This window comes from Amycolatopsis sp. NPDC048633 (assembly GCF_040650695.1).
In the GTDB taxonomy this organism is placed as follows: Bacteria; Actinomycetota; Actinomycetes; order Mycobacteriales; family Pseudonocardiaceae; genus Amycolatopsis.
The window spans coordinates 1-12,763 of sequence record NZ_JBEZHS010000054.1; the positions used below are offsets into that span (position 1 = coordinate 1).

Here is a 12,763-nt window from a genome sequence, read left to right on the forward strand (position 1 = left end):
CGGGCCGGCGCGACCATGACCGTACCTGACCGTTAATTAGCCCCCCCCCGGCGACTCCGGTGGTGGCCTTCTTCACGTTCGGCTAGTGGTCCGAGCCCTTGGCGGTCTCGACGCTCTCGACCTCACCCGGTTCGCCCTGGGTGATCGAGTGCCCGTTGCCGTGGCCGTTGCCGTGGCCGTTCCCGTTGCCGTGGGCCCGCTGCAGCGCGACGGTCTCCTCGGCCGGGTCCGGCGACCAGAACGTGCCCGGCACGGCCTGACCGGCCGAGCCCAGCTTGTTCATCTTCTTCGGCACCGAGGCGCCCTGGTACTCGAGCGGCACCGCGTGGCCGTGGCTGTCGACGCCGGCCAGTGGCTGGTGGATCTCGATGAACTCACCGTGCGGCAGGCGCTTGATGATGCCCGTCTCGACGCCGTGCTCCAGCACCTCGCGGTCGGCCCGCTGCAGGCCCAGGCAGAGCCGGTAGGTCAGGTAGTAGGCCACCGGCGGCACGACGAGCACACCGATGCGGCCCGCCCACGTAGTCGCGTTCAGGGAGATGTCGAAGCTGTCGGCGATGATGTCGTTGAAGCCGGACAGCTCGATGACCATGAAGAAGCCCAGCGCCATCGCGCCCAGCGCCGTGCGGACCGGGGCGTCCCGGGGCCGCTGGAGCAGGTTGTGGTGCGCGGTGTCCTTGGACAGCTTCCGCTCGAGGAACGGGTAGGCCAGCAGCAGGCCGATCAGGATCGGCATGCCGACCGCGCCGGGGAAGAACACCGCCGGGATCGTGTAGTTCCCGAGGTAGACCTCCCAGGCCGGCCAGATCCGGAGCATGCCGTCGGCCCAGGCCATGTACCAGTCGGGCTGCGAGCCCGCCGACACCTGCGCCGGGTTGTACGGGCCGAAGTTCCACACCGGGTTGATCTGGAACAGGCCCGACATCAGCGCCAGCACGCCGACGACCAGCGTGAAGAACGCCCCGCCCTTCAGCGCGAAGTACGGCATGATCCGGACGCCGACGACGTTGGTCTCCTTGCGGCGCACGCCCGGGAACTGCGTGTGCTTCTGGTACCAGACCAGCGCCAGGTGCGCCCCGACCAGGGCGAGCATGATGCCCGGCAGCAGCAGGATGTGCAGCGTGTACAGCCTCGGGATGATCTGGTCGCCGGGGAACTCCCCGCCGAACAGCGCCCAGTGGATCCACGTGCCCATGACCGGCACCGAGAGCACGATGCCCGAGAGCGTCGCGCGGATACCGGTACCGGAAAGCAGGTCGTCGGGCAGCGAGTAGCCGAAGAAGCCCTCGAAGCAGCCCAGGATCAGCAGCAGGCCACCGATCACCCAGTTGGCCTCACGCGGGCGCCGGAACGCGCCGGTGAAGAAGATGCGCAGCATGTGCACGGCCATGGCCGCGACGAAGATCAGCGCAGCCCAGTGGTGCAGCTGCCGCATGAACAGGCCGCCGCGCACGTCGAACGACAGGTCGAGCGTGGTGGCGAAGGCCCGCGACATCTCCAGGCCCTGCATGTTCTTGAAGCTGCCCTGGTAGACGACCTCCTTCATGGAGGGGTCGAAGAACAGCGTCAGGTACACGCCCGTGAGCAGCAGGATGATGAAGCTGTAGAGCGCGATCTCGCCCAGCAGGAACGACCAGTGGGTCGGGAACACCTTGTTCAGCTGGTGCCGCAGGCCCTTGGCCGCGTGGTACCGCTGGTCGGCGTTGTCCGCGGCCTGGCCCAGGTGCCGCTCCACGGCACTCGAGCCCTTGGTCGGCGTGGTGAGTGAACTCATGACTTACGCTCCCAAAAGGCCGGACCGATGGCCTCGATGAAGTCGCCTCGCGCGATCAAGTATCCCTCTTCGTCCACCGTGATCGGTAGTTGGGCCAGCGGACGGGTCGCCGGGCCGAAAATCGGCTTGGCGTAGTGGAGGGCGTCGAACTGCGACTGGTGGCACGGGCACAGGATGCGATTGGTCCGCTGCTCGTACAGGGAGGTCGGGCAGCCGACGTGGCTGCAGATCTTCGTGTACGCGTAGTAGTCGCCGAAGTTGAAGTCCTCCTGGCCGGCCCGCTTGACCACCTTGGCGGCGTCGGTCGGGCGCAGGCGGATCAGCATGACCGGGTTGTCGATCCGGGTCAGCGCGGCCGCCAGTGCCTCGGCGTCGTTCCGCTCGGACTCGCGGAAGGGGAACACGGTCTCCATCGCGCCGGCGTCGAGGTCCTCGACCTTGAGCAGCGGGACCTCGGTTTCCTTGCCGTGCTCCACCTCGAGCGGCTTGCCGGTGTCGCGGCGCAGGTAGACCTTCTCGCCGGGGAAGTTCGGCAGCCAGCCGGTGTGCCACAGGGACGCCCGGTTCTCGGTGTCCTTCCACGGGTCCTTGATGAAGGACGCGAGCGGCAGCGCCGCGGCCGCGAGGCCGAGCGCGCCGGCCCCGGCGATCGCCGAGCGCTTGACCAGCGACCGGCGCGCGATGGTGCTGCGGCTCCCGGCGTCGGCCAGGTGCGCGAGGATCGTCGCGCGGTCGACCTCGGGCGAACCCTGGCCGTCCCCGTCGTGCCGCTCCTGCACCGAGACCTCGGCGGGCACGAACTTCTTCGTGTACAGGATCACGCCGATGCCGAGGCCGAGGATGGCCAGGCCCAGCGTGAGACCGAGCATCGGGGTGTAGAGGCTGTACCAGAAGTGGCCGCTCTCGTTGTCCGGCGCCTCATACTGCCACGGCCACCAGATGAGCGAGACGACGAACCCGATCCCGGCCAGCGCGGACAGGCCGAACCAGAACGCCACCAGGCGCTCGGCCCGCTTCTCCGCGCGGGTGCCCTCCACGGGCCACGGGGTCGGGTACTCGACGATCTCGACACCGTCGAGCGCGCCGCCCAGCTTGACCAGCTGGTCCCGGTCCATCTCCGCCAGCTCCGCCTCCGTCGGCGGCTTAGGCCCCTCGGCACTCATGCCTTCGATCCAATCCACAACGTCACGCCGATCAGCGCGGCGATCCCGACGATGAAGGCGATCACGCCCTCGGAAGCGGGGCCGACCCCGCCGAGGCCGTTACCACCCGGGTCATTGTTGCCGTCGGACACCGACTTCACGTAGGCGACGATGTCCTTCTTCTCCTCCGGCGACAGCTGCCGGTCGGAGAACTTCGGCATGTTCTGGGGGCCGGTGAGCATGGCCGTGTAGATCTGCTCTTCGCTCGCCGGGTCCAGGTTCGGCGCGTACTTGCCCGCCGACAGCGCGCCGCCGCGGCCGGTGAAGTTGTGGCACGAGGCGCAGTTGAGGCGGAACAGCTCGCCACCGCGGGCCGGGTCGGAGCCGCGCAGGGCCTCGCCCTTCTCCGCGGGGCGCTGGGCGCCGCCGCCGTGCGCCTGGATGTAGGCGCCGACCGCGTCGATCTCGGCCTCGGTCAGCTTCGGCGGCTTGCGCTCGATCTGCGCTTCCTGGCGCGAAGCGGGCATGCGGCCCGAGGAGGTCTGGAAGTACACCGCGGCGTCGCCGATGCCGATCAGGCTCGGCCCGCGGTCCTGCACGCCCTCGAGGTTCGCGCCGTGGCACGCGATGCAGGTGTTGTTGTAGACCTGCTCGCCGAGGCGCAGCTGCGCCGGCGTGCCCTGGGCCTGCGCGGTCTGCGGCTCCGGGGCGAACACGGCGTACAGGGCGCCGGCGCCCACCAGCGCGATTCCGAGCGCGAGCAGGCCGGCGAACCGCCTCCGCAGCTTCGACCGCGCGCGGTAGCGGCGCTCCGACTTTTTGGTGCTGGTGGTCATCTTGCGGCAACCCTTGCTGTCAGTTCAGGCCGATGGTGAAGGTGGTGGCGGCTGGGCGTGAAGCCCTCACGGGAGGAGGTAGATCACACCGAACAGGCCGACCCACACGATGTCGACGAAGTGCCAGTAGTAGGACACGACGATCGCCGACGTGGCCTGGGCGGGCGTGAACTTGCTCAGTTTCGTGCGGATGAGCAGGTACACGAAGGCGATGAGCCCGCCGATGACGTGCAGGCCGTGGAACCCGGTCGCGAGGTAGAAGACCGTGCCGAACGGGCCGGACGGGATCGTCATCCCCTCTTCGACGAGGTTGTGGTACTCGTTGGCCTGGCCGCCGACGAAGATCGCGCCCATGATCAACGTGATGATGTACCAGCGGCGGAGTCCGTAGACGTCGCCGCGCTCGGCGGCGAACACGCCGAACTGGCAAGTCAGCGAGGACAGCACGAGGATCACCGTGAACGGGATCGCGTACGCCACGTTGAGGTGGAACTCTTCACCGTGCAGGGGCGGCGGCCACTGGCCGGAGGAGTTCTGCGCCTTGACGGTGAAGAACATCGCGAACAGTCCGGCGAAGAACATCAGCTCGCTGGACAGCCACACGATGGTGCCGACACTGACCATGTTCGGCCGGTTCAGCGAGTGGACCCGCTGACTGATGGTGGGAGCTGCCGTTGTCACGCGTCGCATTATGTCCTCTCGCGCCGCCGCTCCGCCGGGTGGGTCCACGGCAAGTCGTCTGCGTAACCGATCACACCGGATGTCCGGGAAGGTGAGAGCTACTCATGGGTTTACTGGACCGGTTGCGTGACCTGGTCAAGAAGCACGAAAGCCCCGGTCTGACCGCTGATTCGCCCGATTTGGAGATCGTCGCCGAGGCCTTCGACCCGGCCGTCGCGGACTCCGCCGTCCTCGCCGGTTCACCCACCTGGGTCAGCACGGCACCGGCCGTCCTGCGGCACCACCTGCTCCTGCCGCCGGACCGGCTCGCCGAAGCCGCGTCGATCCTCGCCCAGGACGGCTACGACCTGCGGGAACAGGGAGTTTCAGGCGACCTGGCCCAGGCGCACGCCGTCCGCGTCCAGGTGCTCGACGCGCTGCACTGCGCCCAGGAACGGTCCCGGATGGCGGGTCTGGCGCAGCGTCTCGGGGGCGACGCGCTCGGCTGGGACGCGCTCCAGCCGGAGGCGCCCGCGTGATGTCGGTCTCGGCCGATACGATCGGGCGAGACGTGGTGACTAGAGGGAGGCTTCCTCACATGGGCGAGCGGTCGATGCGGGTACTGGTGTTCAGCCACAAGGCGGAGGTGCGCGAAGCGATCGTGAACGCGGTCGGCCGGCGGCCCGCCGCCGATCTGGCCCGCGTGGACTACGTAGAGGCGGACGGGATCGCGGACGTGCTGTCCGAGGTGGACGCGGGGAACGTCGACCTGGCGATCCTCGACGGCGAGGCGCAGCCGACCGGGGGCATCGGCCTCTGCCGGCAGCTGAAGAGCGAAATCGCCGACTGTCCCCCGATCGTGGTCGCGGTGCGGCGCCGGGACGACCGGTGGCTGGCGACGTGGTCGCAGGCGGACGCCGTGCTGGTCCACCCGCTGGACCCGTTGACCGCCGCGGAGACCGTCGCCGACGTGCTGCGCGCGCGACGGGTCCCCGTCGTGAACGGCTGAGCCCGGTGACCACCCCGGTCCCCCGCACCTGGCCGCCGCTGCTCAAGCAGCTCGTCGCACGCGTCGACCTGTCCGAGGAGGACACGGCGTGGGCGATGGACCAGATCATGAGCGGCGCGGCGAGCCCGGCCCGGATCGCCGGGTTCGCGGTGGCGTTGCGCGCCAAGGGCGAAACGCCTTCGGAGATCACGGGCATGGCGGCGACGATGCTGGCGCACGCCCGGCGGGTCGAGCTGGACCGCCCGGCGGTCGACATCGTCGGCACCGGCGGCGACGGCTCGAACTCGGTGAACATCTCGACGATGGCGACGATCGTCACGGCGGCGGCCGGCGCCCCGGTGGCCAAGCACGGCAACCGCAGCGCGTCGTCGAAGTCCGGCGCGGCGGACGTCCTGGAGGCGCTCGGCGTCACGATTTCGCTGCCGCCGGAGGAGGTCCAGCGCAGCCTCACCGAGGTCGGCGTGGGGTTCTTCCTGGCATCGGCGTTCCACCCGGCGCTGCGCCACGCGGGCCCGGTCCGCGGCGAGCTCGGCATCCCGACGACGTTCAACCTGCTCGGCCCGCTGACCAACCCGGCCCAGCCGGGCAGCGCCCTGATCGGCTGCGCGTACGAGGACAAGACATCGGTGCTGGCGGAGGTGTTCGCCCGCCGCGGGACCCGTGCGCTGGTGGTCCGCGGCGACGACGGCCTCGACGAGATCACGACGACGACCACCTCGACCGTGTGGGTGGTGTCGGACGGAACGGTGACGCGGACGACGTTCGACCCGGCAGCGCTGGGCATCCCGCGCGCGACGGCGGCGGACCTGCGCGGTGGCGATGCCGCGGCGAACGCGGAGGTGGTCCGGGAGCTGGTGGGCGGGAAGCCCGGTCCGGTCCGGGACGCGGTACTGATCAACGCGGCCGCCGCTTTGGCGGCTTTCACGGGGTTCTCCGGGTCCCTCGAGGACGATCTGCGCACTGGGTTGGCGCGGGCGGGCGAGGCCATCGATTCCGGGGCTGCGGCGGCACTGCTGGACCGCTGGATCGCCTTCGGCTGAGCACGGCCCGAGCGCCCCAATGTGGCCTTGGTTGCGTTCAACGCACCGAAGGCCGCCTTGGGTGCGTTGAACGCACCGAAGGCCACATTGGGGCGCTCGGTCAGCCGCGGAAGGCCGTCCGGTACGAGGATGGGCTCGTCCCCCTCAACCGGGTGAACTGGTGCCGCAGGGCGGCCGGTGACCCGTAGCCGCAGGCCGTCGCGATGTCCTCCACCGACAGCCGTCCCTCCTCCAGCAATGCCTGGGCGCGGTCCAGGCGCCGCTCCGTCAACCATCGGTGGGGCGTCGTCCCCGTGGCCGCCGAAAAGCGGCGAAGGAACGTTCGTTCTCCCAACCCGCTGCGCCGGGCCAGCTCGGCCACCGTGAACGGCTGGTCCAGCCGCCTCTCCACCCACTCCAGCGCCTCCGCCACCACCGAGTCGTCCGAAACCTTCGGGACCGGGGCCTGGACGAACTGCGCCTGACCACCCGCCCGGAACGGCGCCGCCACCATCCGGCGCGCCAGCGTCGTCGCCGCCGTGACGCCGCGCAGCCGCCGGACCAGGTGCAGACACAGGTCCACCGCCGCGACCGTGCCCGCGCTCGTCAACACCCCGCCGTCGTCCACGTACAGCGCCTGGGTGTCCACGGACGCCGTCGGGAAGCGGGCGCGGAACTCCGCCTCGTACACCCAGTGGACCGTGCAGCGGCGGCCGTCGAGCAGGCCCGCGTAGCCCAGCGTGAACACGCCCGCGCAGAACCCCGCCACCCACGCGCCCCGCGCCGCCGCTTCGCGCAGGACGTCCAGGACCGGCGACGGCGGCGGCGCCGTCCGGGGCGCGCACGTCGGCACGATCAGCAGGTCCGCCGACGCCGCGAAGTCCAGCCCGCGCAGCCCGGTCAGCCCGAAGCCGGACCAGCTCGAGACCGACGCACCCGCCGGCGAGCAGACCCCGAACTCCCAGCCTTCGATGCCGTCGGCACTGCGGTCGGTGCCGAAGACCTCGCACGCGACGCCCAGCTCGAACGGCGAAACGTGGTCGGCCAGCACCACCGCGACCCGGTTGACGTCCATGCCGGCCAGCATGTCACAAGTTTTGCGGCCGTTGTCATCTCTGACACTGGTCGACCGCGACCGGCGAGACGAACCTGAACGCCATGACGAACTCCGAAACCCGCCCGCTGCTGCAGTGGTCCGCGGCGATGGCGATGTCCGGCACGATCGGCGCCGTCGTCCTCGAGAGTGGCGCGGCCGCCCCCGCCGTGGCCTTCGCCCGCTGCTTCGTCGGCGGGACGCTGCTGGTGCTCTGGTGCCTCGCCCGCGGCTGGCTCCCGGCCTGGCGGCCCTCGAAGCGCGACCTCGGGCTGGCCGTCCTCGGCGGGCTGTTCCTCGTCGGCAACTGGGTGCTGCTGTTCGCGTCCTACGCGCTGTCGTCGATCTCGGTCAGCACGGTCGTCTACCACACCCAGCCGCTTATCCTGGTCGGCCTGGCGGCGGCGTTCCTCGGCGAGAAGGTCGCCAAGAGCCACCTGGTCCGGGCCGCGATCGCGTTCGGCGGCGTGGCCCTGATCTCCCTGTCCGCCCACGGTGAGGACGGCAAGCCCGTGCAGCTCGCCGGGATCGGGCTGGCGCTCGGCGCGGCCCTGCTCTACGCCGGCGCGTCCTTCGTCGCGAAGCAGCTGAAGCACATCCGCCCGCATCTGCTCGCGGCCGTGCAGACGACGGTGGGCGCGATCCTGCTGGCGCCCGTGCTGCTCGTCACGCCGCTGCCGACGGCGCCACGCGAACTGCTCTGGCTGGTGCTGCTGGGCACTGTCCACACCGCACTGATGTACGTGCTGATGTACGCGAGCATCGGCAAGCTGCCGACCACGACGGTGGCGCTGCTGTCCTACCTGTACCCGGTGGTCGCCGTGCTGGTGGACGTCGCCTTCTACGGCCACCGCCCGACCTGGCCGGAGGCACTGGGGATGCTCGCAGTACTGGCCGCGGCGCTGAGTCCTCAGCGCCGCGGCCAGTCACCAAAAGAACCGAAGGTCAGTCGTGCGACGGACCCGTGTGGTACTCGAACACCAGCCCGCCGATCGTGATCAGCAGCGCGACCAGCGCCATGACGAGCAGCCAGATGTGGAAGAACGCCAGCGCCAGCGCGGCGAGAGCCGCGGTGGCCGCCATGGCGACCGGCCAGTAGCTGCCCGGGCTGAAGAAGCCCAGCTCGCCGGCACCGTCGCTGATCTCGGCGTCCTCGCGGTCTTCCGGGCGCGGTTCGATGCGCCGGGAGACGAACTGCATGTAGCTGCCCGCGAGGAACGCGAGGCCGCCGGTCAGGATCAGCGAGACGATGCCCACCGGCTCGGGCTTGCCTCCGAAGCGGGGGTCCAGCACGGCCCACGCCCAGTACACGCCCGCCATGATCACGGCGAAGACTGCCACGATGAAGAAGATGCGCGCTTCGGCCTTCATGGGTCTTTCCTACTCCCTGTGTGACTGCGGCGTCAGTTGGACGCGGAGCGCGCCGTGCGGTCGGTGTTGAACGGCTGGGTGGTCACCGCGTGCGGGGTGCACAGCTCGCCGCAGTTCATCTTCGAAAGCGCCTCGGACGCGGTGAACGTCTGGCCGGTGGCCGGGTTCACCTGCTTGCGCAGCGCGATGTACGCGTCGTACTTGTCCGCCGACAGCGCGCGGACCTCGAAGTTCATCACCGAGTGGTAAGTGCCGCACAGCTCCGCGCACCGGCCGACGAAGGAGCCTTCGCGGTCGATCTTGTTCTGGAAGGAGCTGTCCTGGTTGTTCTTGTCCGGGTTCGGGAAGACGTCCCGCTTGAAGTGGAACTCGGGCACCCAGAAGGAGTGGATGACGTCGGTCGAGAGCAGGTCGTACTGGATCGTCTTGCCGACCGGGAGCACCAGCAGCGGGATCTCGCCGGACGAGCCGACCGTGCTGACCTGGCCGCTGCCGTCGGGCTTCGCGGCGCTGGAGTCCTCGTACTTGAACTCCCAGTTCCACTGGAACGCCACGACCTGGACCTTGACGTCCGGGTTCGGGATCTTGTCCAGGACCTTCGACTCCGTCGTCGCGGTGAAGAAGAACAGGACGCAGACCATGATCGTCGGGACGACGACCGTGAACAGCTCGAGCGGGATGTTGTACTGGAACTGCCGGGGCAGCTCCTCCGGCTCGCCGTCGACCGTCTTCTTCTTGCGGTGGAACGCCGCGGTCCAGAAGATCAGCGCCCACACGATGGCCCCGACGACCAGCGCCGCGACCACGGTCCAGGTCCAGAGGGTGCGCATCTCGTTCGCCTGCTCGGTGACACCCACGGGCCAGCCGAAGCGCAGGATCTCGTCGCCGGAGCAGCCCGTCGCGGTCAGCGCGACCAGCACGGCCAGCGCGGCGACGCGCACGGTCCGCTTCCCCAGGGTGCGCTTGGGTTGTCCCACTGCGCCTCGCCCTTTCACCCAGAGCCTCCTACGACAGATCTTTGTGACAGGCCGGAGCCTAGCCGAGTTGGCGCTCCGCGCTGACCAAGGGGTAACTCTCGACGCGCGTGGTCCTCGCCACGGCCCGCCCGGCATACTGGGCGCTCCCCAGCCCCACGAAGACCCTGAAGGTGTGTGAGTACCCGTGTGCGGCCTGCTTGGACTGATCTGCGCGACCGAGACCGGCGCCGCGAACGCGCGTGACGCCGTCGGCGCGGCCATGCGCTGCCAGCGCCACCGCGGCCCCGACGAGCAGGACACCTGGGCCGACGCCGAGGTCGTCTACGGCTTCAACCGGCTCGCCTTCATCGACGTCGAGCACGCCCACCAGCCACTGGTCTGGGGGCCGCCGGAGGCGCCGGGCCGCTACACGATGAACTTCAACGGCGAGATCTACAACTACCTGGAGCTGCGCGCGGAGCTCGCCGAGAAGCACGGCGCGAAGTTCGAGACCGAGGGCGACGGCGAGGCCATCGTCGCCGGCTTCCACTACCTGGGCGCCGACTGGGTCAAGCGGCTGCGCGGGATGTTCGCCTTCATGATCTGGGACTCCCAGGAGAAGCGCGTCTTCGGCGCGCGCGACCCGTTCGGCATCAAGCCGCTGTTCTACTCGGCCGGCCCCGGCGGCGTGGCGTTCTCCAGCGAGAAGAAGAGCCTGCTGGAGCTGTCGGACACCCTCGGCGTCGCGCAGGAACTGGACCGCACGGCGCTGCAGCACTACCTGGTCCTGCAGTACGTGCCCGAGCCCGAGTCGCTGCACAAGGGCATCCGCCGGGTCGAGTCCGGGACGTCGTTCGAGGTCGTGCCCGGCGGTGAGGTGGAGTTCACCCGCTACTTCCACCCGCAGTTCGCCACGAAGCCGGTCAACGGGCCGGCCGAGGCCGAGGCGCTGTACGAGCGCATCGCCGATGTGATGCGCGACTCGGTCGGCAAGCACATGATCTCCGACCCGGACGTCACCGTCGGCGCCTTCCTGTCCGGCGGCATCGACTCCACCGCCACCGCCACGCTGGCCAAGGAGCACAACCCGAACCTGATCGCGTTCACCACCGGGTTCGAGCGCGAGGGCTACTCCGAGGTCGACGTCGCCGCCGAGTCGGCCGCCGCGATCGGCGTCAAGCACGTCGTCCGCACGGTGACCGCGGACGAGATGATGGAGGTGCTGCCGCTCATCGTCTGGTACCTCGACGACCCGGTGGCCGACCCGGCGCTCGTGCCGCTGTGGTTCATCGCCCGCGAGGCCCGCAAGCACGTCAAGGCGGTGCTGTCCGGCGAAGGCGCGGACGAGCTGTTCGGCGGCTACACGATCTACAACGAGCCGATCTCGCTCGCGCCGTTCGAGAAGATCCCGGGCGGCATGCGGAAGCTGATCGGCAAGGTGTCGACGAAGATCCCGGAGGGCACCCGCGGCAAGGACCTGTTGCGCCGCGGCGCGCTGCCGCTGGAGGACCGCTACTACGGCAACGCCCGCAACTTCCGCGACGACCAGCTGCGCAACGTGCTGAAGACGTACCAGGAAGGCATCGGCTTCAAGGACGTCACGGCGCCTTGGTACGACGTCTCGCGCGGCTGGGACCCGGTCGCCCGCATGCAGCACGTCGACCTCTACACGTGGCTGCGCGGCGACATCCTCGTCAAGGCCGACAAGGTCACCATGGCGAACTCGCTCGAGCTGCGGGTGCCGTTCCTGGACGCCGAGGTGTTCAAGGTCGCGGCGTCGATCCCCCTGGACCAGAAGCTGGCGCACGGCACGACGAAGTACGCGCTGCGCCAGGCGCTGGCCAAGATCATCCCGGCGCACGTGCTGAACCGCCGCAAGCTCGGCTTCCCGGTGCCGATCCGGCTGTGGCTGCGCAACGAGATGTACGACTGGGCCAAGGGCATCATCAGCGACTCGAAGACCGACGAGCTGCTGGACAAGAAGGCGATCCTGGCGCTGCTGGAGGAGCACAAGGCGGGCCAGCTCGACCGCAGCCGCCAACTGTGGGCGCTGATCGTGTTCATGCTGTGGCACGGCATCTTCGTCGAGCACCGGATCAAGCCCGAGATCCCGGAGCCGGTGTACCCGGTCAAGCTCTGAGCGCGAGGTGGACTTCGTCCTCCTGCACGGCACGACCCAGACGCCCCGCGGCTGGGACCTGCTGGCCCGGGAGCTGAAGGGGCACCACGTCTTCGCCGTCGACCTGCTGTCCGGTGCGGACACCTCGACGGTGCCGGCCATCGCCGCGTCCGTCCGGCGGGAGCTGCCGGACGTGCGCGAGCCGGTCGTGGTCGCCCACTCGGGGTCGGGCGTGCTGCTGCCCGCGGTCGCCGCGGCGCTCGGCGCGTCCCGGCTGGTGTGGGTGGGCGCCTACATCCCCGACTTCGCGGGCGGCCGGAGCCTCGCCGAGGAGGCCGCGGCGGGTGTCGAGGCGATGTTCCACCGCGAGTGGGTCGGCGTGGACCCGACCCGCGACCCGGCGCTCGCGGACCGGTTCCTGTTCCACGACTGCCCGCCGGACGTGCGGGACTGGGCGCACGGGACGCTGCGGCTGTTCCACCCGCCGGCGCTTCCGGCGCACCCGGCCGGGCCGGTCCCGGAAATCCCGTCGACGGTGGTCGTGCCGACGGCCGACCGCACGCTGCGCCCGGACTGGATGGCCCGCGCGGCGCGCGAACGGCTGGGTGTCGAGCCCGTCGAGCTGGACGCGGGGCACTGCCCGCACGTGTCCCGGCCCGCCGAACTGGCCGCACTGCTCACCAGCGGCTGACGTCGGCCGCGCAGTGAATGACTCATTCCTGTCGTCGGACGACAGGAATGAGTCATTCACTGCGTTCGAGCGGGCCGGGTCGTCGAAGGCGTT

The 12,763-nt window shown here is 69.9% G+C and carries 13 protein-coding genes; 6 read left to right on the top strand and 7 right to left on the bottom strand.

Annotation, left to right across the window (positions count from 1 at the left end):
• Positions 1-82: 82 nt before the first annotated feature.
• The 4 genes from AB0C38_RS46525 to AB0C38_RS46540 all read right to left on the bottom strand — a co-directional run bounded on the left by AB0C38_RS46525 (position 83) and on the right by AB0C38_RS46540 (position 4,442).
• Positions 83-1,774: a cytochrome bc complex cytochrome b subunit gene (locus AB0C38_RS46525; protein ID WP_360687056.1), complete on the bottom strand. Its 1,692-nt coding sequence runs from the start codon at positions 1,772-1,774 to the stop codon at positions 83-85.
• Positions 1,771-2,937, bottom strand: a complete 1,167-nt coding sequence (locus AB0C38_RS46530; protein WP_360687059.1) for a ubiquinol-cytochrome c reductase iron-sulfur subunit — start codon at positions 2,935-2,937, stop codon at positions 1,771-1,773. Before AB0C38_RS46530 ends, AB0C38_RS46525 begins: the two co-directional genes overlap by 4 nt.
• The gene (locus AB0C38_RS46535; RefSeq protein ID WP_360687062.1) at positions 2,934-3,752 is read right to left on the bottom strand and encodes a c-type cytochrome; all 819 of its coding nucleotides are present in this window, start codon (positions 3,750-3,752) and stop codon (positions 2,934-2,936) included. Before AB0C38_RS46535 ends, AB0C38_RS46530 begins: the two co-directional genes overlap by 4 nt.
• Positions 3,753-3,818: 66 nt before the next feature.
• Positions 3,819-4,442: a heme-copper oxidase subunit III gene (locus AB0C38_RS46540; protein WP_086681061.1), complete on the bottom strand. Its 624-nt coding sequence runs from the start codon at positions 4,440-4,442 to the stop codon at positions 3,819-3,821.
• A gap of 95 nt (positions 4,443-4,537) precedes the next feature.
• Here AB0C38_RS46540 and AB0C38_RS46545 point away from each other — a divergent pair, with 95 nt between their 5' ends.
• Genes AB0C38_RS46545 through trpD form a run of 3 tightly spaced genes read left to right on the top strand, consistent with a single transcriptional unit; the run spans position 4,538 to position 6,461 of the window.
• Positions 4,538-4,951, top strand: a complete 414-nt coding sequence (locus tag AB0C38_RS46545; protein ID WP_360687065.1) for a hypothetical protein — start codon at positions 4,538-4,540, stop codon at positions 4,949-4,951.
• A gap of 59 nt (positions 4,952-5,010) precedes the next feature.
• Entirely contained in the window at positions 5,011-5,421 is a 411-nt protein-coding gene (locus tag AB0C38_RS46550; protein WP_360687067.1) for a hypothetical protein, read from the top strand.
• Between the two features lie 5 nt (positions 5,422-5,426).
• A complete protein-coding gene (gene trpD, locus AB0C38_RS46555) occupies positions 5,427-6,461 on the top strand; it encodes an anthranilate phosphoribosyltransferase (protein ID WP_360687070.1) in 1,035 nt (344 codons plus the stop codon).
• Between the two features lie 100 nt (positions 6,462-6,561).
• Here trpD and AB0C38_RS46560 read toward each other — a convergent pair whose 3' ends face one another.
• Positions 6,562-7,515, bottom strand: coding sequence for a helix-turn-helix domain-containing protein (locus tag AB0C38_RS46560; protein ID WP_360687181.1), 954 nt, complete (start codon positions 7,513-7,515; stop codon positions 6,562-6,564).
• An 83-nt stretch (positions 7,516-7,598) separates the two neighbouring features.
• Here AB0C38_RS46560 and AB0C38_RS46565 point away from each other — a divergent pair, with 83 nt between their 5' ends.
• Entirely contained in the window at positions 7,599-8,531 is a 933-nt protein-coding gene (locus AB0C38_RS46565; RefSeq protein ID WP_360687073.1) for a DMT family transporter, read from the top strand.
• Here AB0C38_RS46565 and AB0C38_RS46570 read toward each other — a convergent pair.
• Both AB0C38_RS46570 and AB0C38_RS46575 read right to left on the bottom strand, forming a co-directional pair.
• On the bottom strand, positions 8,479-8,904 hold the full coding sequence (locus AB0C38_RS46570; protein ID WP_360687076.1) for a cytochrome c oxidase subunit 4: 426 nt from the start codon (positions 8,902-8,904) through the stop codon (positions 8,479-8,481). The two genes, AB0C38_RS46565 and AB0C38_RS46570, sit on opposite strands and share 53 nt — an antisense overlap.
• A gap of 32 nt (positions 8,905-8,936) precedes the next feature.
• Complete coding sequence (locus AB0C38_RS46575) at positions 8,937-9,881, bottom strand: cytochrome c oxidase subunit II (RefSeq protein ID WP_360687079.1); 945 nt, start codon at positions 9,879-9,881, stop codon at positions 8,937-8,939.
• 184 nt (positions 9,882-10,065) lie between these two features.
• On the opposite strand from AB0C38_RS46575, the gene asnB reads away from it, so the two are divergent.
• Entirely contained in the window at positions 10,066-12,000 is a 1,935-nt protein-coding gene (gene asnB / locus AB0C38_RS46580; protein WP_360687081.1) for an asparagine synthase (glutamine-hydrolyzing), read from the top strand.
• 7 nt (positions 12,001-12,007) lie between these two features.
• Complete coding sequence (locus tag AB0C38_RS46585) at positions 12,008-12,670, top strand: alpha/beta hydrolase (protein ID WP_360687084.1); 663 nt, start codon at positions 12,008-12,010, stop codon at positions 12,668-12,670.
• The last annotated feature ends 93 nt before the right edge of the window (positions 12,671-12,763 follow it).